Source organism: Nocardioides immobilis (assembly GCF_003515065.1).
GTDB lineage: Bacteria > Actinomycetota > Actinomycetes > Propionibacteriales > Nocardioidaceae > Nocardioides > Nocardioides immobilis.
In genome coordinates this window covers 1-18,984 of record NZ_QXGH01000016.1, presented here as the reverse complement: position 1 = coordinate 18,984, position 18,984 = coordinate 1, and the positions used below count along the sequence as shown (strand labels likewise).

The 18,984-nt window shown below is 69.9% G+C and carries 16 protein-coding genes; 14 read left to right on the top strand and 2 right to left on the bottom strand.

Annotated features, from left to right (window positions below):
* From D0Z08_RS12510 to D0Z08_RS12445, 14 genes are read left to right on the top strand one after another with little or no spacing between them, the layout of a single operon-like run.
* The gene (locus D0Z08_RS12510) at positions 1-555 is read left to right on the top strand and encodes a NuoB/complex I 20 kDa subunit family protein (protein WP_118925586.1); all 555 of its coding nucleotides are present in this window, start codon (positions 1-3) and stop codon (positions 553-555) included.
* Positions 552-1,274: an NADH-quinone oxidoreductase subunit C gene (locus D0Z08_RS12505; protein ID WP_118925585.1), complete on the top strand. Its 723-nt coding sequence runs from the start codon at positions 552-554 to the stop codon at positions 1,272-1,274. Before D0Z08_RS12510 ends, D0Z08_RS12505 begins: the two co-directional genes overlap by 4 nt.
* Positions 1,271-2,629, top strand: a complete 1,359-nt coding sequence (locus D0Z08_RS12500; RefSeq protein WP_118925584.1) for an NADH-quinone oxidoreductase subunit D — start codon at positions 1,271-1,273, stop codon at positions 2,627-2,629. The genes D0Z08_RS12505 and D0Z08_RS12500 overlap by 4 nt, the downstream gene beginning before the upstream one ends.
* Positions 2,629-3,342 carry an NADH-quinone oxidoreductase subunit NuoE gene (nuoE, locus tag D0Z08_RS12495; protein WP_118925583.1) on the top strand — a complete coding sequence of 238 codons (714 nt, stop codon included), beginning with the start codon at positions 2,629-2,631 and terminating at the stop codon, positions 3,340-3,342. Before D0Z08_RS12500 ends, nuoE begins: the two co-directional genes overlap by 1 nt.
* Positions 3,335-4,654: an NADH-quinone oxidoreductase subunit NuoF gene (gene nuoF, locus D0Z08_RS12490; RefSeq protein ID WP_118925582.1), complete on the top strand. Its 1,320-nt coding sequence runs from the start codon at positions 3,335-3,337 to the stop codon at positions 4,652-4,654. The genes nuoE and nuoF overlap by 8 nt, the downstream gene beginning before the upstream one ends.
* The gene (locus tag D0Z08_RS12485) at positions 4,651-7,077 is read left to right on the top strand and encodes an NADH-quinone oxidoreductase subunit G (protein ID WP_118925581.1); all 2,427 of its coding nucleotides are present in this window, start codon (positions 4,651-4,653) and stop codon (positions 7,075-7,077) included. Before nuoF ends, D0Z08_RS12485 begins: the two co-directional genes overlap by 4 nt.
* Positions 7,074-8,432, top strand: coding sequence for an NADH-quinone oxidoreductase subunit NuoH (nuoH, locus tag D0Z08_RS12480; RefSeq protein ID WP_220454160.1), 1,359 nt, complete (start codon positions 7,074-7,076; stop codon positions 8,430-8,432). Before D0Z08_RS12485 ends, nuoH begins: the two co-directional genes overlap by 4 nt.
* Positions 8,425-8,994 carry an NADH-quinone oxidoreductase subunit NuoI gene (gene nuoI / locus D0Z08_RS12475; RefSeq protein ID WP_118925580.1) on the top strand — a complete coding sequence of 190 codons (570 nt, stop codon included), beginning with the start codon at positions 8,425-8,427 and terminating at the stop codon, positions 8,992-8,994. Before nuoH ends, nuoI begins: the two co-directional genes overlap by 8 nt.
* A complete protein-coding gene (locus D0Z08_RS12470) occupies positions 8,991-9,809 on the top strand; it encodes an NADH-quinone oxidoreductase subunit J (protein WP_118925579.1) in 819 nt (272 codons plus the stop codon). Before nuoI ends, D0Z08_RS12470 begins: the two co-directional genes overlap by 4 nt.
* Positions 9,806-10,099 (top strand): NADH-quinone oxidoreductase subunit NuoK, encoded by a 294-nt coding sequence (gene nuoK, locus D0Z08_RS12465; RefSeq protein WP_118925578.1) that lies wholly within the window; start codon positions 9,806-9,808, stop codon positions 10,097-10,099. Before D0Z08_RS12470 ends, nuoK begins: the two co-directional genes overlap by 4 nt.
* A gap of 7 nt (positions 10,100-10,106) precedes the next feature.
* Positions 10,107-12,074 (top strand): NADH-quinone oxidoreductase subunit L, encoded by a 1,968-nt coding sequence (gene nuoL, locus D0Z08_RS12460; protein ID WP_118925577.1) that lies wholly within the window; start codon positions 10,107-10,109, stop codon positions 12,072-12,074.
* Positions 12,074-13,600: an NADH-quinone oxidoreductase subunit M gene (locus tag D0Z08_RS12455; protein WP_118925576.1), complete on the top strand. Its 1,527-nt coding sequence runs from the start codon at positions 12,074-12,076 to the stop codon at positions 13,598-13,600. Before nuoL ends, D0Z08_RS12455 begins: the two co-directional genes overlap by 1 nt.
* Complete coding sequence (gene nuoN, locus D0Z08_RS12450; RefSeq protein ID WP_118925575.1) at positions 13,600-15,195, top strand: NADH-quinone oxidoreductase subunit NuoN; 1,596 nt, start codon at positions 13,600-13,602, stop codon at positions 15,193-15,195. The genes D0Z08_RS12455 and nuoN overlap by 1 nt, the downstream gene beginning before the upstream one ends.
* Complete coding sequence (locus tag D0Z08_RS12445; RefSeq protein ID WP_245993912.1) at positions 15,192-16,190, top strand: polyprenyl synthetase family protein; 999 nt, start codon at positions 15,192-15,194, stop codon at positions 16,188-16,190. Before nuoN ends, D0Z08_RS12445 begins: the two co-directional genes overlap by 4 nt.
* Before the next feature lie 210 nt (positions 16,191-16,400).
* On the opposite strand, the gene D0Z08_RS12440 is transcribed toward D0Z08_RS12445, so the two are convergent.
* Complete coding sequence (locus D0Z08_RS12440) at positions 16,401-17,597, bottom strand: calcium-binding protein (RefSeq protein WP_118925574.1); 1,197 nt, start codon at positions 17,595-17,597, stop codon at positions 16,401-16,403.
* Between the two features lie 97 nt (positions 17,598-17,694).
* Entirely contained in the window at positions 17,695-18,843 is a 1,149-nt protein-coding gene (locus D0Z08_RS12435) for a tyrosine-type recombinase/integrase (protein ID WP_182481282.1), read from the bottom strand.
* Between the last annotated feature and the right edge of the window lie 141 nt (positions 18,844-18,984).

The window sequence follows — 18,984 nt, the reverse complement described above, 5'->3', positions numbered from 1 at the left end:
GTGGGACTCGAAGAGAAGCTCCCCAGCGGCGTCCTGCTGACCACGGTCGAGGGCGTCGCCGGCTACTTCCGCAAGGCCAGCTTCTGGCCCGCGACGTTCGGCCTCGCCTGCTGCGCCATCGAGATGATGACCAGCGGTGGCCCGAAGTACGACCTCGCCCGGTTCGGCATGGAGGTCTTCCGTGCCAGTCCACGCCAGGCCGACCTGATGATCGTGGCCGGCCGCGTCAGCCAGAAGATGGCACCGGTCCTCCGCCAGATCTACGACCAGATGGCTGAGCCCAAGTGGGTGCTCGCGATGGGCGTCTGCGCCAGCAGCGGCGGCATGTTCAACAACTACGCGGTCGTCCAGGGGGTCGACCACGTCGTACCCGTCGACATGTACCTCCCCGGCTGCCCGCCGCGGCCGGAGATGCTGATCGACGCGATCCTCAAGCTCCACGACAAGGTCAAGGCGACCCCGCTCGGCGTCAACCGGCTCGCCCAGATCCGCGAGCTCGAGGCCGAGGGCCTGGTCGCGCTGCCCACCAGTGACATGAAGGGTCTGCTGCGGTGACGGACGAGAAGAAGGCTGCCGGGCCGGCGCCCGCGGTCGAGCAGCCCGCCGTCGAGCAGTCGCCCGAGAACGTCCCCGCCCCGACCGGCGAGGTGCGCCCGATCGGCGAGCGGCACGGCATGTTCGGCGTCAAGGGCACCGGCGACACCAGCGGGTACGGCGGACTGGTCGCCCCTGTGGTCTACCCGCCCGCGGCCGAGCGCCCCTACGGCGGTTGGTTCGACGTCGTCGCCGACGGCCTCGACCCCCTCATCGACTCGGTCGTGATCCACCGCGGCGAGATCACCTTCCACATCGCGCCGGACAACCTGATCGCCGCGGCCAAGCTGCTGCGCGACGACCCGAAGCTGCGCTTCGAGCTCTGCGCCGGCGTCAGCGGCGTGCACTACCCGGCCGACACCGGGCGCGAGCTGCACGCTGTCTACAGCTTCCTGTCGATGACCTTCAACCGGCGGATCCGGGTCGAGGTCAGCGTTCCCGACGCCGACCCGCACCTGCCGTCGCTGTGCCCGGTCTACCCCGCGGTGGACTGGCACGAGCGCGAGGCCTACGACATGTTCGGGATCATCTTCGACGGCCACCCGGCGCTGACCCGGATCCTGATGCCCGACGACTGGCCCGGCTTCCCGCAGCGCAAGGACTACCCGCTCGGCGGCATCCCGGTCGAGTACAAGGGCGGCACCATCCCGCCGCCCGACCAGAGGAGGTCTTACTCATGACCACCAACGAGGACCTCTACGCAGGCGCGTCGGAGGCCACCGACGCGCCCGCTGACCGAGTCTTCACCGTCAGCGGCCAGGACTGGGACGACATCGCGGCCGGCCTCGGCGAGGAGGGCGGCGACGCGCAGGAGCGCGTCGTGGTCAACATGGGCCCGCAGCACCCGTCGACCCACGGCGTGCTGCGGCTGATCCTCGAGCTCGAGGGCGAGACGGTGACCGAGGCCCGGTGCGGCATCGGCTACCTCCACACCGGCATCGAGAAGAACATGGAGTACCGCTCCTGGGTGCAGGGCACGACGTTCTGCACCCGGATGGACTACCTGAGCCCGTTCTTCAACGAGATGACCTACGTGCTCGGCATCGAGCGGCTGCTCGACATCGAGGACGACATCCCCGAGAAGGCCTCGGTGATGCGGGTACTGCTCATGGAGCTGAACCGGATCTCCTCCCACCTGGTCTGCATCGCGACCGGCGGCATGGAGATCGGCGCACTCACCGTGATGACGATCGGCTTCCGCGAGCGGGAGCTGGTGCTCGACCTGTTCGAGCTGATCACGGGCCTGCGGATGAACCACGCGTTCATCCGCCCCGGCGGCGTCGCCCAGGACCTGCCGCCGGGCGCGCTCGACGAGATCCGCGGCTTCGTCGCCCTGATGAAGAAGCGGCTCCCGGAGTACGCCGCACTCTGCAACGCCAACCCGATCTTCAAGGCCCGGCTCGAGGGCGTCGGCCACCTCGACCTCGAGGGGTGCCTCGCGCTCGGCCTCACCGGCCCGATCGTGCGCAGCACCGGCTACCCGTGGGACCTGCGCAAGACGTCGCCGTACTGCGGCTACGAGACCTATGACTTCGACGTCCAGACGTGGGACACCGCCGACTCCTACGGCCGGTTCCGGGTGCGCCTCAACGAGATGTGGGAGTCGCTCAAGATCATCGAGCAGGCGGCCGACCGCCTCGCGCGGATGGAGGGCGAGCCGGTCATGGTCGCCGACAAGAAGATCGCCTGGCCCAGCCAGCTCGCGATCGGCAGCGACGGCATGGGCAACAGCCTCGACCACATCCGCCAGATCATGGGCGAGTCGATGGAGGCGCTGATCCACCACTTCAAGCTGGTGACCGAGGGCTTCCGGGTGCCGGCCGGCCAGGCCTACGTCCCCATCGAGTCGCCGCGCGGCGAGCTCGGTGCCCACGTCGTCTCCGACGGCGGCACCCGGCCGTTCCGTGCGCACTTCCGCGACCCGTCGTTCAACAACCTGCAGGCCATGGGCGTGATGAGCGAGGGCAGCATGATCGCCGACGTCATCGTCGCGATCGCCAGCATCGACCCGGTGATGGGAGGCGTCGACCGGTGATGAAGAACCAGTCCCTGGACGACAAGACGCTCAACGAGCTGCGTGAGATCGCCGGCCGCTACCCGGAGAAGCGCTCCGGCCTGCTGCCGATGCTGCACCTCGTGCAGTCCGCGCAGGGCAAGGTGACCCCGGAGGCCATCGAGGCCTGCGCCGATATCCTCGACATCTCGGCGGCGGAGGTCAGCGGCGTCGCGACCTTCTACACGATGTACAAGCGGCACGCGGTCGGCGACTTCCACGTCGGCGTCTGCACCAACACCCTGTGCGCGGTGATGGGTGGCGACGCGATCTTCGACCGGCTCAAGGAGCACCTCGACATCGGCAACGACGAGGTCGCCGAGCAGCGCCAGGGCGACCAGTACTCCGTCAGCCTCGAGCACGTCGAGTGCAACGCGGCCTGCGACTACGCCCCGGTCGTGATGGTCAACTGGGAGTTCATGGACAACCAGACCCCCGAAGGGGCCGTCCAGATGGTCGAGGCGCTCCGCGCCGGCCACGACGTCCGATCGACCCGCGGGCCCCGGCTCTGCACCTGGCGCGAGGCCGAGCGCGTGCTCGCCGGCTTCCCCGACGGCCGCGTCGACGAGGGTCCCGCTGCCGGGCCGGCCAGTCTCGCCGGCCTGGCGCTCGCGCGTGAGAACGGCTGGAAGGCCCCCGACGTCGCGGCGGTGCCCGCGGTCGAGGCGCCGAAGGAGGGACAGGCCGATGCCTGACACGTTGACCCCGGTCCTCACCGACATGTGGGACGTCGACCGCGCGTGGACGCTGCCGGCGTACGAGGCCAAGGGCGGCTACCAGTCGCTCGACAAGGCCTTCGCCATGAAGCAGGACGACGTCATCGCCGCCGTCAAGGACTCCGGCCTCCGCGGCCGGGGCGGCGCGGGCTTCCCGACCGGCATGAAGTGGTCGTTCATCCCGCAGGACAACCCCAGGCCGAAGTACCTCGTGGTCAACGCCGACGAGTCCGAGCCGGGCACCTGCAAGGACATCCCGCTGATGATGGGCAACCCCCACGTCCTCGTGGAGGGCGTGATCGTCAGCTCCTACGCGATCCGGGCCAACAAGGCGTTCATCTACATCCGCGGCGAGGTCCTCCACGTCATCCGCCGGGTCCAGGCCGCCGTCGCCGAGGCGTACGCCGCGGGCCACCTCGGCACCAACATCCACGGCTCCGGCTACGACCTCGACGTCGTCGTCCACGCCGGTGCCGGCGCCTACATCTGCGGCGAGGAGACCGCGCTCCTCGAGGGTCTCGAGGGCCGCCGCGGCCAGCCGCGCCTCCGGCCGCCGTTCCCCGCCGTCGCCGGCCTCTACGCGAGCCCGACCGTCATCAACAACGTCGAGTCGATCGCCTCGGTGCCGAGCATCATCACCAACGGCGCCAAGTGGTTCGCGTCGATGGGCACCGAGAAGTCCAAGGGCTTCGGCATCTTCTCCCTCTCCGGGCACGTGCAGAAGCCCGGCCAGTACGAAGCACCGCTCGGCATCACCCTGCGTGAGCTGCTCGACCTCGCCGGAGGCATCCGCGAGGGACACGACCTGAAGTTCTGGACCCCGGGCGGGTCCAGCACCCCACTGCTGACCGCCGAGCACCTCGACGTCCCGCTCGACTTTGAGGGCGTCGGCGCGGCCGGCTCCATGCTCGGCACCCGGGCCCTGCAGATCTTCGACGAGACCGTCTGCGTCGTCCGTGCGGTACTGCGCTGGACGGAGTTCTACAAGCACGAGTCGTGCGGCAAGTGCACGCCCTGCCGTGAGGGCACCTGGTGGCTCGTCCAGACGCTCGCCCGCCTGGAGAAGGGCCAGGGCACCGAGGCTGACCTCGACCTGCTCCTCGACCAGTGCGACAACATCCTGGGCCGCTCGTTCTGCGCGCTCGGTGACGGCGCGACCAGCCCGATCTCGAGCTCGATCCAGTACTTCCGCGACGAGTACCTCGCCCACCTGACCCACGGCGGCTGTCCGTTCGACCCCGCCCGGTCGACGGTGTTCGGCTCCGCGTCGACGGTGGAGGTGTCGGCATGACCACCACCCCGGACAAGCTCACGGATCTGGTCAACGTCACGATCGACGGCATCCAGGTCGCCGTACCCAAGGACACCCTGGTGATCCGCGCGGCCGAGCAGGTCGGCGTCCAGGTCCCGCGGTTCTGCGACCACCCGCTGCTCGCGCCGGTCGGCGCCTGCCGACAGTGCCTGGTCGACGTACCGGACGCCGGCAACGGCCGGGGCTTCCCCAAGCCCCAGGCCTCCTGCACGCTGCCGGTGGCTGAGGGCATGGTGGTCAACACCCAGGTCACCAGCCCGGTCGCCGACAAGGCGCAGCAGGGCGTCATGGAGTTCCTGCTCATCAACCACCCGCTCGACTGCCCGGTCTGCGACAAGGGCGGCGAGTGCCCGCTGCAGAACCAGGCGATGTCCAACGGCCGTGGCGACTCGCGCTTCGCCGGCAACATCAAGCGCACCTTCCCCAAGCCGATCAACCTCTCGCCGATCGTGCTGCTCGACCGCGAGCGCTGCATCGTCTGCCAGCGCTGCACCCGGTTCGCCGACGAGATCGCGGGTGACCCGTTCATCGCGCTCGTCGAGCGCGGTGCCGAGCAGCAGATCGGCATCGCCGACGACGCGCCCTTCCTGTCGTACTTCTCCGGCAACGTCATCCAGATCTGCCCGGTCGGTGCGCTGACCTCCGAGGCCTACCGCTTCCGGTCCCGCCCGTTCGACCTCGTCTCCAGCCCCGCGGTCGCCGAGCACGACGCCTGCGGCTCCGCGATCCGCGTCGACCACCGGCGCGGCAAGGTGATGCGCCGGCAGTCCGGCGACGACCCGGCGGTCAACGAGGAGTGGATCACCGACAAGGACCGGTTCGCCTTCGCCTACGCGCACGGCGACGACCGGATCACCTACCCGCAGGTCCGGGGCACCGACGGTGTGCTCCGCCCGGCGTCGTGGCCGGAAGCGTTCGCCGTCGCCGCCCGCGGCCTGGCTGCCGCGATGGACGCCAACGCCGGAGGCGGCAGCGGTGTAGGGGTGCTGACCGGCGGCCGGCTGACCGTCGAGGACGCCTACGCCTACAGCAAGCTGGCACGGGTCGCGCTCGGCACCAACGACATCGACTTCCGGTCGCGGCCACTGTCGGCCGAGGAGACGGCGTTCCTCGCGCAGCACGTGGTGCTGACCGCGCCCGGCAACGGCGGGGTGACGTACGGCGACCTGGAGTCGGCCGCGAAGGTCGTCCTGGTCGGGCTCGAGCCCGAGGACGAGGCCGGCGCGATCTGGCTGCGCCTGCGCAAGAGCGTCCTGGCCGGTGGCACCGAGGTGATCGCGGTCGCGCCGTACACCTCGCGCGGCCTGTCGAAGCTCAGCGCCCGCCTGGTCCCCACCGTTCCCGGCGACGAGGCGGCCGCGTTGGCCGACCTCGGCGACGACGTGGACGGTGGCACCGTGATCCTGGTCGGCGAACGGCTGGCGACCTCGCCCGGCGCGCTCACCGCCGCTGCCGACCTCGCTGCGAGGTCGGGCGCCCGGCTGGCCTGGGTGCCGCGCCGTGCGGGCGACCGGGGTGCGATCGAGGCCGGCTGCCTGCCGAACCTGCTCCCCGGTGGCCGCCCCGTGGCCGACGCGGGCGCGCGGGTAGACATCGCCACGGCGTGGGGAGTGGACTCCCTGACCGAGACCGAGGGCCGCGACGCCGACGGCATCGTCGCCGCTCTCGCCGCAGGAGAGCTCGGCGGTCTGCTGATCGCCGGCGTCGACCCGGCCGACACCACCGACCCGGCGGCCACCCGTGCCGCCATCAAGGCCGCCGGCTTCGTCGTCGCCCTCGACCTCCGCGAGACCGAGGTGACCCGCGCCGCGGATGTCGTCCTGCCGGTCGCGCCGGTGACCGACAAGGCCGGCACGTTCGTCAACTGGGAAGGCCGGGTGCGGCCGTTCGATGCGGCGCTGCGCAACCCGGCGTCGCTCCCGGAGGTGCGGATCCTGGCCGGCATCGCGACCGAGCTGAGCTCGTTGGGAGTGGGCGCGCCGCTCGGCCTCCGCACCGTCGAGCAGACCCGCGCCGAGATGGCGCAGCTGGGTCCGTGGGACGGCGAGCGGAACGCCTCGGCAGCAGTCGACACGGCGGTCGAGCCGGTCGAGGCCACCGACGGCCTGGTCCTGTCGACCTGGAAGCAGTCGATCGACAACGGCCGGATGCAGGACGGCGACAAGTACCTCAAGGCCACGGCCCGCACCCCGGTCGCGCTGCTCCCGCAGGACGTCTTCGACGCCTGCGGGCCGACGGTCACGCTGACCGGGGACCGCGGCTCGGTGACGCTGCCGGCCGAGGTCGGCGACGACCTGGTCGCGGGCGTGGTGTGGGTGCCGGCGAACTCGTTCGGTGCCGGTGTGCTCAGCGACCTGGCCTCGCCAGGCAGCCGGGTGCGAGTCGAGGGAGGACAGGGATGACCGCGTTGATGGCGCCGCTCGCGGCGGACTACGACGAGCTGCCCGCGTTCGGCAACGACGCGTGGTGGGTCATCGGCCTCAAGACGCTGCTGATCTTCCTGGTCCTGGTGCTGCTCACGCTCTTCAACATCTGGTGGGAGCGGCGGGTCGTGGCCCGGATGCAGCACCGGATCGGTCCCAACGTGCACGGCCCCTTCGGCCTGCTCCAGTCGCTCGCCGACGGCGTCAAGCTGGCCCTCAAGGAAGACCTGACGCCGAAGGCCGCCGACAAGCTGGTCTTCATCATCGCGCCGGTCATCGCGGTCATCCCCGCCTTCGTGACCTTCAGTGTGATCCCGTTCGGCCCCGAGGTGACGATCCCGTTCACCGACACGGTCACCCCGCTCCAGCTCACCGACATGCCCGTCGCCGTGCTGTTCGTGATGGCGATCGCGTCGATCGGCATCTACGGCATCGTGCTCGGCGGCTGGTCCAGCGGGTCGACGTACTCCCTGCTCGGCGGCCTCCGCTCGAGCGCCCAGATGATCTCCTACGAGGTCGCGATGGGCCTCGCCCTGGTGTCGGTCTTCATGTACGCCGGCTCGATGTCGACCAGCGAGATCGTGGCCGCCCAGGACGACTTCTGGTTCGGCCTGATCCTGCTGCCGTCGTTCGTGATCTACACGATCGCGATGGTCGGTGAGACCAACCGCGCGCCGTTCGACCTCCCGGAGGCGGAGGGCGAGCTGGTCGGCGGCTTCCACACCGAGTACTCCTCGCTGAAATTCGCGCTCTTCTTCCTCGCCGAGTACATCAACATGGCGACGGTCTCGGCGCTCGCGACGACCCTGTTCCTCGGCGGCTGGCACGCACCGTTCTGGATCGACGAGGTCTGGGCCGGCGCCAACGAGGGCTACTGGCCGGTGCTCTGGTTCTTCGGCAAGGTCCTGTTCTTCATCTTCATCTTCATCTGGCTGCGCGGCTCGCTGCCGCGACTGCGCTACGACCAGTTCATGGCGTTCGGGTGGAAGCGGCTGATCCCGATCTCGCTGGTGTGGATCCTCGCGGTCGCCACCATGCGGGTCGCCCGCGACGACCTCGAGTTCGACCGCCAGACCGCGATGATCGTGGCCGGCGTACTGCTTGCGGTGTTCCTGCTGCTGTTCCTGATCCCCGAGAAGAAGGCCGCGGACGAGGCGACGCAGGTCGCGGCGCCGCGCGAGGGCGGCTTCCCCGTCCCGCCGATGCCCGCCGGCGGCGCGGTGCGAGGCGCCGCCCGACCGCTGGTCTTCGCGTCGGGCGCACCGATCACCAGCACGCCGGGACCAGCTGGCACCACCGACCGCACTGCAGACCTAGGGGCGAACGATGGCTGACAACAAGGGAAACCCGTCTCTCAAGGAGCAGTTCTGGGACCCGGTCGCCGGGTTCGGCGTCACCTTCCGGACCATGTTCCGCAAGGTCGTCACGGAGCAGTACCCCAAGGAGAAGTTCCCGACCGCGCCGCGGTTCCACGGCCGGCACCAGCTCAACCGGTGGCCCGACGGCCTGGAGAAGTGCATCGGGTGCGAGCTCTGCGCCTGGGCGTGCCCGGCCGACGCGATCTACGTCGAGGGCGCGTCCAACAGCGACGGGCCCGACGGCGAGCGGTTCAGCCCCGGGGAGCGCTACGGCCGCGTCTACCAGATCAACTACCTGCGCTGCATCCTCTGCGGGCTCTGCATCGAGGCGTGCCCGACCCGGGCGCTCACGATGACCAACGAGTACGAGCTCGCCGACGACAGCCGGTCCAGCCTGATCTACGAGAAGTCCGACCTGCTCGCGCCGCTGCTGCCCGGCATGGAGCAGCCGCCGCACCCGATGTTGCTCGGTGAGGACGAGAAGGACTACTACCGCGGCGACTACAAGCCGGCAGCCACCGGAGGTGAGACCGCGTGACCGCGTTCTGGGTGCTCGCGCCGATCATGGTGCTGGCCGCGCTCGGCATCCTCTTCGTGCGCAAGGCGGTCCACGCCGCGCTGCTCCTGGCCGTCGTGATGATGAGCCTCGCGGTGCTCTACCTCGTGCTCGAGGCGCCGTTCCTCTTCGCCGTGCAGATCATCGTCTACACCGGCGCGATCCTGATGCTCTTCCTGTTCGTGATGATGCTGGTCGGGGTCGACGCGTCCGACTCGCTCGTCGAGACGATCAAGGGCCAGCGTGCCCTGGCGTGGGCGACGGGCCTGGTGTTCGCAGTCGTGATGGTCGTCGGGCTGACGCAGATCACCTTCGGCTCCGCGGTCGGTCTCGGCGAGGCCAACGACGGTGGCAACGTGCCGGCGCTCGCGAGCCTGCTGTTCTCCCGCTACGTCTTCGCGTTCGAGGTCACCAGCGCGCTCCTGATCACCGCTGCTGTCGGCGCCATGGTGCTGACCCACCGCGAGCGGCTCACGCCGCGGGCCAACCAGGCCGAGCTCGCCGCGAAGCGGGTGCGCGACTTCAGCGACAAGGGCGTCCACCTCGGCCCGCTCCCGCCACCCGGCGTCTACGCCCGGCACAACGCGGTCGACACCCCGGCGCTGCTTCCCGACGGCAGCCCCGCAGCGGCCTCGGTGTCGCGGGTGCTCGCCGCACGCGGCACCGTCCGGGTGGCCGGCGACCTGGCCGACGACATCGACGAGCTCACCGCGCAGCTCGAGCAGGACCTGGCGACCAAGCCCGAGACCGGCGGCAAGGACGCCGCTACGGCCAGCAGTGAGGAGGACCCGGCATGACCGAGTACGTCGTCCTCTCGGCGGTCCTGTTCACGATCGGGTCGATCGGGGTGCTGACCCGCCGCAACGCGATCGTCGTGTTCATGTGCGTCGAGCTGATGCTCAACGCCTGCAACCTGGCCTTCGTGGCGTTCGCCCACCAGCACGGCAACCTCGACGGTCAGGTGGCCGCCTTCTTCGTGATGGTGGTGGCCGCGGCCGAGGTCGTGGTCGGGCTCGCGATCATCATGACCATCTTCCGGACCCGTCGGTCGGCCTCCGTCGACGACGCCAGCCTGTTGAAGTTCTGAGGGGCCGATGAGTTCTCACCTGTTGCTGACCGCTGCCGTGGAGGCCGAGCACCACATCCCGGTGGTCGCGCCGACCGGCGCCGACGGCGTCTTCTCGCTGCTGTGGCTGATCATCGCGCTGCCGCTGTTCGGTGCTGCGGTGCTGCTGCTCGGCGGCAAGTACACCGACAAGTGGGGTCACTACCTCGGCGCCGGGCTGCCGATCGGGTCGTTCGTGATCAGCCTGATCTGCTTCTTCAGCGTCCTCGGACGCGACGACGCGGACCGCCAGGTCTCCCAGCACCTCTTCGACTGGATCCAGACCGGTGGCCTCGACATCGGGATGGACCTGCTCTACGACCCGCTGTCGGCGATGTTCCTGCTGCTCATCACCGGCGTCGGCTCGCTGATCCACGTCTACTCGATCGGCTACATGGCGCACGACCCGCGCCGGCGGCGGTTCTTCGGCTACCTCAACCTCTTCGTCGCAGCGATGCTGATGCTGGTGCTGTCGGAGAACTACGTCGGGCTGTTCCTCGGCTGGGAGGGCGTCGGCCTCGCGTCGTACCTCCTCATCGGGTTCTGGCAGCACAAGCCGTCCGCGGCCGCGGCCGCCAAGAAGGCGTTCGTCATCAACCGGGTCGGCGACATGGGGATGGCGCTGGCGATCTTCCTGATGTTCGTCACCTTCGGGACGCTCAGCTTCAGCGGCATCAGCGCCGCGGTCTCGGCGGGCGACGCGATCGGGGCGCTCGACGAGTCGACCCTGAACTGGATCGGCGTCCTCCTGCTCATCGGCGCCTGCGGCAAGTCCGCCCAGGTCCCGCTCCAGGCCTGGCTCCTCGACGCGATGGAGGGCCCGACCCCGGTCTCGGCGCTCATCCACGCCGCGACCATGGTGACCGCGGGCGTCTACCTGATCACCCGCTCCAACTTCATCTTCGAGCTGGCGCCGACCGCACAGACGGCGGTCGTCATCGTCGCGACGGTCACGCTCCTCTGGGGTGCGATCCTCGGCTGCGCGAAGGACGACATCAAGAAGGGCCTGGCGGGGTCCACGATGAGCCAGATCGGCTACATGATGCTGGGCGCCGGCCTCGGTGTCGCCGGCTACGCGTTCGCGATCTTCCACCTGCTGACGCACGGATTCTTCAAGGCCAACATGTTCCTGGGCGCCGGCTCGGTCATGCACGCGATGGACGACGACGTGGACATGCGTCACTACGGCGGCCTGCAGAAGCTGCTTCCGGTGACGTTCCTGACGTTCGCCATGGGCTACCTGGCGATCATCGGCTTCCCCGGGTTCTCGGGCTTCTTCTCCAAGGACAAGATCATCGAGGTCGCGCTGACCGAGAACCTGCTGGTAGGCCTGTGCGCCCTGCTCGGCGCCGGCATCACCGGCTTCTACATGACCCGGATGATGCTGCTGACCTTCTTCACGAAGCAGCGCTGGGAGGACGGCGTGCACCCGCACGAGTCGCCGGCCGTGATGACCGTCCCGCTCATCGTGCTGGCCGCGCTCTCCGTCCTCGGCGGCGTGATGCTCGCCGGTGACTGGATCGTCGACTTCCTCAGCCCGGTGGTCGGCCACGCCGCGCACGAGGAGCCGCCGCTGCCAGCGATCGTGATCACCCTGATCGTCGTCCTCGTCGTCGGTGTCGGCGTGGCGCTCGCGTTCCTGCTGTTCCAGAGGCGCGACGTCCCGCGTGAGGCACCGACGGACGTCTCCTTCGTGACCAAGGCCGCCCGCGCCGACCTCTACGGCGACGCGATCAACGACGGGCTCGTCGTACGGCCCACTGGGCAGCTGGTGACCGCGCTGGTCGCCAGCGACCGCGGCGTGGTCGACGGTGCGTTCACCGGCGGCGCGACCGTCGTCGGCGGCATCGGCCAGGGACTGCGCCGGCTCCAGACGGGCTACGTGCGGTCCTACGCCCTGTCCGTGCTCGGGGGCGCCCTGATCCTCGTCCTGACCCTGGTGGCGGTGAACCTCTGATGTTGTCCACCCTGATCTGGCTCCCGCTGGTCGGCGCGATCCTCGTCGCCGTGGCGCCGGCGACGCTCAGCAAGCTGCTCGGCATGGGCGTGGCGGTCGCCACGCTCGTCGTCGGCATCGTCGCCGCGTTCTCGTACCAGCTCGACGACGGCATGCAGCTCAAGGAGACCTACACCTGGATCGAGGCGTTCGGCGTCCACTACGCCCTCGGCCTCGACGGGCTCGGGTTGCTGATGGTCCTGCTGACCGTGACGCTCGTGCCGCTGGTGCTCGCTGCCGAGTGGTTCGCCGCGGACGACGCGAAGGGCGGTGGGGCCCGGGCGTTCGTCGCGTGGGCCTTGGCGCTCGAGGCGCTCTCGCTCGCGGTCTTCTGCGCGACCGACGTGTTCCTCTTCTACGTCGTCTTCGAGGCGACGCTGATCCCGGCGTACTTCCTGATCGGTGGCTTCGGCCGCGAGGGCCGTGGCGCCGCCGCGATGAAGTTCCTGATGTTCCAGCTCGCCGGCGGGCTGGTGCTGCTCGCCTCGGTGATCGGGCTCTACGTCGTCTCCGCCGAGCAGGGCGAGCCGTCGTACCTCCTCTCCGACCTGGCCGCGCTCGACATCGGCACCGACGCCGGCCGCTGGCTGTTCATCGGCTTCTTCATCGCGTTCGCGATCAAGGCGCCGCTGTTCCCGCTGCACACCTGGCTTGCCGACACCACAGAGAAGGCGACCCCCGGCACGTCGGTGCTGCTGGTCTGCGTCCTCGACAAGATCGGCACCTTCGGCATGCTGCGCTTCTGCCTCGGGATCTTCCCGGAGGCGTCGGAGTGGGCGACGCCGGTGGTGATCGTGCTGGCGCTGATCTCGATCGTGTACGGCGCGCTCGTGGCGATCGGTCAGGACGACGTCCTGCGCCTGATCGGTCTCACCTCGCTCAGCCACTTCGGCTTCATCACGCTCGGCATCTTCGCGCTGACCAGCCAGGGCTCGTCCGGCGCGGTGCTCTACATGGTCAACCATGGCATCGGCACCGCCGCGCTGTTCCTCATCGCCGGCTACATCTACCACCGCCGCGGCACCATGCTGATCAGCGAGATGGCCGGTCTCGAGAAGGCCACGCCGGTGCTCGCCGGCCTGTTCCTCGTCGCCGGCCTGGCCACGCTGGGCCTGCCCGGACTCAGCCCGTTCGTGTCCGAGTTCCTGGTGCTGGTGTCGGCCTTCGACTACGCCTGGTGGGCCGGTGCGATCGCCGTCACCGGCGTCGTGTGGGCAGCGGTCTACGTGCTGTGGATGTACCAGCGCACGATGACCGGACCGACCCCGCCCGATGTCGAGGGCACCGCCGACCTCGGCCTGCGCGAGCTCGGCGCCGTCGCGCCGCTGATGGTCGCGCTGGTCCTCTTCGGCTTCTACCCTGCCCCGCTGCTCGACGTCGCGAACCCGTTCACCGACGACCTGCTGGCCCACGTCGGCGTCGATGACGACGGCCCGGACGTGCCACCGGCAGACGAAGCCAACAGCGAGACGGAGGGTGGCCACTGATGCCCGAGTTCAGCAAGCCGACCCTCGAGTACGTCGAGCTCCTCCCGCTGTTCGTCGTCTTCGGCGCCGCGTGCGCCGGCGTGCTGGTCGAGGCCTTCTTCCCCCGTGAGAGGCGGAGGCTGCCGCAGATCCTGGTGACCGTGGGCGGACTCGTTGCAGCGCTGGCCGCCACCATCTGGATCGCGACCGACATCGAGGTGCACGCCGATGGCGCCGCACGGGGTCTGGTCGGCGCCGAGGGCAGCATCATCGTCGACGGGCCGACCCTCTACCTGTGGGGACTGCTGCTGGTCTTCGGGATCCTCGGCACCGCCCTCTTCGCCGAGCGGCGGCTCGAGGGCGGGCTCTCGTCGTTCGCCGGCCAGGCCGCGGCGCTGCCCGGCACCGAGGCCGAGCGGCTGGCCGCCACCAAGGGCCTCGACCACACCGAGGTCTACCCGCTGCTGCTGTTTGCGATCGGCGGCATGCTGCTCTTCCCGGCGTCCGGCGACCTGCTCACGATGTTCGTCGCGCTCGAGGTGCTCTCGCTCCCGCTCTACCTGCTGTGCGGCTTGGCGCGCCGCCGCCGGCTGCTGAGCCAGGAGGCGGCGCTCAAGTACTTCCTGCTCGGCGCCTTCTCCTCCGGGTTCTTCCTGTACGGCGCCGCGCTCGTCTACGGCTACGCCGGCTCGGTCTCGTTCGCCGGCATCGACCAGGCGGTGCGGGCCGGCAACGGCGACCACGGCCTGCTCCTGGGGGGCATCGCGCTGCTCGCGGTCGGCCTCCTCTTCAAGGTCGGCGCCGCGCCGTTCCAGGCGTGGACGCCGGACGTCTACCAGGGTGCGCCCACCGCGGTGACCGCGTTCATGTCGGCCGCCACCAAGATCGCGGCCTTCGGTGCGCTCCTGCGCCTCTTCTACGTCGCGTTCGACGCCGAGCGGTGGAGCTGGCAGCCGATGCTCGCGGTGGTCGCGATCGCCACGATGCTGCTCGGTGCCGTGCTCGCCGTGGTCCAGACCGACGTGAAGCGGATGCTCGCCTACTCCGCGGTCGCCCACACCGGGTTCCTGCTGACCGGCATGATCGGCGCGCAGGGGACGGGAGACCTCGCGATCGGTCAGTACTCCTCCCTCGAGGGCGTGCTCTTCTACCTGACGACCTACGGCTTCGCCTCGGTCGGCGCCTTCGCGCTCGTCACCGTGGTCCGCGACGCCGGCGGCGAGGCGACGGGCACGGCCGCGTGGACCGGGCTGGGCAAGCGCTCGCCGCTCGTCGCCGGAGCGTTCGCGTTCTTCCTGCTCTCGATGGCGGGCATCCCGCTCACCTCGGGCTTCGTGGGCAAGTGGGCGGTCTTCACCTCGGCGATGTCGGCCGGGTTCTGGCCGGTCGTCCTGGTCGCGATCGGGACCAGCATCGTGGCGGTCTACTTCTACATCCGGCACATCCGGGTGATGTTCTTCAGCGACCCCGACCCGGACGGGACGGCTGCCGTCAGTGAGCCCTCGCTGCTGACCGTCGGCACGGTCGCGATCTGCCTCGCCGCGACGGTCGTGCTCGGCGTTGTGCCGGGGCCGGTGCTCGACCTGGTGGGGAGTGCGGGAGACTTCATCAGGTGAGCCCTGCCGAACTGGCTTTGCCGATCACCGACGACGCACTCGCCAACCGCCTGCGCGAGCGGATGACGGCCGTCGAAGCGGCACTCTTCGAGCACGCGAGCAGCCGGGCGCCGTACGTCACCGAGGCGGCCCGCCACCTGCTCGCCGCCGGCGGCAAGCGGTTCCGGCCGCTGCTGGTGCTGCTGGCTGCCGAGGCCGGCAACCGGCCCGACGCCGACGAGGTCAGGACCGCGGCGTGCGTCGTCGAGATCACCCACGTCGGCTCGCTGTACCACGACGATGTCATGGACGAGGCCGCGCTGCGCCGCGGTGCCGACTCGGCGAACTCACGCTACGACAACCTGGTCGCGATCCTCACCGGCGACTGGCTGTTCGCGAAGTCCTCCGAGCTGACCGCGCAGCTCGGCCCGGAGGCGGTGCGGATCCAGGCGGAGACGTTCACCCGGCTGGTCGAGGGCCAGATCCTCGAGACCGTCGTACCGGGACCCGACGAGGACCCGCTGCAGCACTACCTCGAGGTCGTCGCCGGCAAGACCGGCTCGCTGATCGCCACGTCGGCCCGATACGGCGCGCTGTTCGGCGGTGCGCCGGCAGAGGTGGTCACCGCCCTGACGGCGTACGGCGAGCTCGTCGGCACCGCCTTCCAGCTCTCCGACGACATCCTCGACATCGCCTCGGAGTCGGCCGAGTCCGGCAAGACGCCCGGCACCGACCTCCGAGAGGGCGTGCCGACCCTGCCGGTGCTGATGGCGAAGGCGTCGACCGACCCGGCCGACGCCCGGCTGCACGAGCTGCTGGCCGCTCCGCTCACCGACGACGCTCTCCACGCCGAGGCCCTCGACCTGCTGCGGAAGCACCCTGCGATGGACGAGGCCCGCGCGTACGTCGTCGCCCGCGCCCAGGAGGCCAAGGCCCGCCTCGGCGTACTCCCCGAGGGCTCCGTCCGCAGCGCCCTCGAGGCCTTCGCCGACGTCGTCGCCGTCCGCACCGCCTGATCGCGCACGAGGCGCGCGGCGTTAGGGCGCCGCCCGTGGGCGTGCCCGCCGCGCTCGCACCCACGGGTATGAGCGTGTCTCACCCGAAGGCGAGACTCGACGGGCACGCACATGACCAGTACCCGTCAGTCCGAGAAGAACGCCCCTCGAGCAGCAATAGCGTGCAGCTCCGCGAGCACGCAGGGCGACAGTAGCGTGGCGCTCCGGGCGTCACTCGCAGTCTTCGATCCGGTCGCGCCCGGGCCCCCCGTTGCAGGTGTCGTGGTCGTCGCCGCCGTCCAGCCAGTCGGCGCCCGCGCGACCGTTGAGGATGTCGTCTCCCCACCGGCTCTCCAGCCGGTTGGCTTCGCCGTTGCCGGACAGGACGTCGTCGCCGGCGCCGGTGATGATGTTCTCGATGCCGACGAGCTCGTCCATGCCCCCGCCTCCGGTGTCCTGAGGTCCGTTCCTCGCGAGGTCGATCGTCAGCGACACGGGCCCTGGGTCGTCCTCACATCCGGGCCGGCACTCCCGGTAGAGGTACCTGATGGTGTCGCTTCCGGGGCCACCGACGATGAGCTCGTCAGCGGTGCTGGACGGGAGCTGGTCGTCGCCCGGTCCCGCGTAGACCCACTCGGCGCCGTAGATCCAGTCTCTGCCCCTCCCGCCGCGGGCAGTGGTGCCCTGCCCACCCGTCAGGTGGTCGTTCCCGTCTCGGCCCTTCAGGATGTCGACCCCGCCCTGGCCAGAGATCGTGTTGTTTCCGCCGTTCCCGGACAGGACGTCGTCGCCGGCGCTGCCGTCGAGACCGCGGATGCTGACGAGCTCGTCCACGCCGCCGGTTCCGGTGTCCTGTCGCCCGGCCACCATGAGGTCGACCGTGACGCCGCCGGTCGCGCCACCGAGATCGACGTACAAGACGGCGTCCGGCCCGCTGCCCCCGACGAGCAGGTCTTCGCCGGCGCTGCTGTAGAGGCGGTCGTGGTCACCGCCGCCGTACGATCGGTCCCGCCTACCGCTCGGCGCTCCTCCGCCCGGGTAGAGGTTGTCGTGGAGGCGCCCGCCAAGCAGTGTGTCCGCCCCTGCGTTGCCGTGGAGGTCGTCGAAGCCGTCGGCTCCGTCGACCAGGTCGTTGCCAGCCTCGCCGTACAGCACGTCGGGGCCCTGACCGCCCCGCACCACGTCGTGGCCGGCACCAGCACAGACCACGTCCGCGCCATGGCCGGTCTCGATGCGGTCGTCGCCCGGGGTGCCCAGCACGACGTCAGACGCGTCCCGGTCGGGGTCGGGCGCTCCCGGTTGGCTCAGGTCGATGGTCACGACGTAGCCTCCGCACATCGCCGCGCCTGCGTCAGCGCTGGGCCCGGCTAGGGCGGGGAGGATCGACGCCGCGGCGGTCATCAAGAGGACTGTCAGGAGGCGCACCATCTCGTTACGGTAGACCGCGATCGGACGCAGCGCCCCGACTTCAGCTATTGGCCGCGACCGCTACTCGGCATTATGCGGGTGATCGCCGTCAAGGGGGTCATGATGCTTCGCTGTCGTCGAGGGTGTTGAGGACTGCGTTGAAGAGCGCGGCACGGTGGTCCTGGCCCTTCGCGGCGGCGTCGTCGTGTTGGGCTTGCAGGGTGGGCCGGAACTCGATGCTGGTCTGGAAGAACGTGCAGTTCTCGCAGATCGACTCGAAGGCGCAGTCGAGTTCGGGTGGCCTGGTGCAGTAGCCGTTGCCGAGGTGGCGGTGGTGCTCGCGTCGCAGCTTGGCCATGTTCGGGCCGATGGCGTCGGCGGGCAGGGCGGCGGGCTTTCCGTAGAGGGCGTCGACCTTGTCGGTGACGGCGAAGTACTCCTCGGCGACGGTGCGGTTGGCGATCTTGGCGTAGCGCAGGGTCATGTCCAGACTGCGGTGTCCCAGCATGGCTGCGATCGCTTCCAGTGACATGCCGCGGTTGATGGCCTGGGTGGCCAGGGTGTGGCGCAGTTGGTGGGGATGCATGTGAGGGAGCCCGGCTGCTCGGCCGGCCCGGTTGATCATCCGGGTGACGCAGTGACGGTCCAGCGGGCCGCCGCGCTCGTTAGGCAGCAGCAAGGAGTTCTCGGCGTCGACGAAGGTGGCGCGGTAGTCCTGGATCAGGGTGACCAGGTCGGGATGCAGCGGCAGGTATCGGTCTTCGTGGAGCTTGCCGACCGGCACGTGGAGCCAGGGTGCGGCACCGATCTGGACGACAGCGTCGGCCTGGAGTGCGATGTACTCGCTGACCCGCAGGCCGGTGCGCAGCAGCACCTCGATGGTGACCCGGACCAGCATGCGGCGGTCGGCCTGAGCGGCACGGAGCAGCCTGGCCGCGGCCGCGTCATCGAGTGCCTTGGGTAACGGGTGGTCGATGCGTGGCAGGTCGCCGAGGAAGATCGGGACCCGGGCGGGTGCCTCGGGCCAGTCCCATTCGTCGATCCGGACGAAGAACATCCGCAGCGTCCCGAGGCGTTGGAGCGTGGTCGCCGGCCCTATCCGCGGGGCGGTGCGTCCGGGCCGTTTGGCCAGCCAGGGCTTGAAGTCCTCGATGTGGCGTCGGGTCACCTGCGCGATCGAGCCGACCTCGGGTGCGCACTCGAGCAGGAACGCGGTGAACGAACGCAGCGCGAGGTCGGTGGCCGACACGCTGCCGGGTCGCAGCACGCAGGCGACCTGTTTGAGGTTCCCCCCGGACCGTAGAGGCATCGACAATGAGGATCGAGATGCCAGAGAAGCGGAAGAAGTACGACCGGGAGTTCCGTGAGGGAGCTGTCCGGATCGTCGAAGAGACCAACAAGCCGATCG

Coding starts and splice junctions, on each gene's coding strand:
- D0Z08_RS12500 (WP_118925584.1), top strand. CDS start 1,271: ATGACCACCAACGAGGACCTCTACGCAGGCGCGTCGGAGGCCACCGAC.
- nuoE (WP_118925583.1), top strand. CDS start 2,629: ATGAAGAACCAGTCCCTGGACGACAAGACGCTCAACGAGCTGCGTGAG.
- nuoF (WP_118925582.1), top strand. CDS start 3,335: ATGCCTGACACGTTGACCCCGGTCCTCACCGACATGTGGGACGTCGAC.
- D0Z08_RS12485 (WP_118925581.1), top strand. CDS start 4,651: ATGACCACCACCCCGGACAAGCTCACGGATCTGGTCAACGTCACGATC.
- nuoH (WP_220454160.1), top strand. CDS start 7,074: ATGACCGCGTTGATGGCGCCGCTCGCGGCGGACTACGACGAGCTGCCC.
- nuoI (WP_118925580.1), top strand. CDS start 8,425: ATGGCTGACAACAAGGGAAACCCGTCTCTCAAGGAGCAGTTCTGGGAC.
- nuoK (WP_118925578.1), top strand. CDS start 9,806: ATGACCGAGTACGTCGTCCTCTCGGCGGTCCTGTTCACGATCGGGTCG.
- nuoL (WP_118925577.1), top strand. CDS start 10,107: ATGAGTTCTCACCTGTTGCTGACCGCTGCCGTGGAGGCCGAGCACCAC.
- D0Z08_RS12455 (WP_118925576.1), top strand. CDS start 12,074: ATGTTGTCCACCCTGATCTGGCTCCCGCTGGTCGGCGCGATCCTCGTC.
- nuoN (WP_118925575.1), top strand. CDS start 13,600: ATGCCCGAGTTCAGCAAGCCGACCCTCGAGTACGTCGAGCTCCTCCCG.
- D0Z08_RS12440 (WP_118925574.1), bottom strand. CDS start 17,597: ATGGTGCGCCTCCTGACAGTCCTCTTGATGACCGCCGCGGCGTCGATC.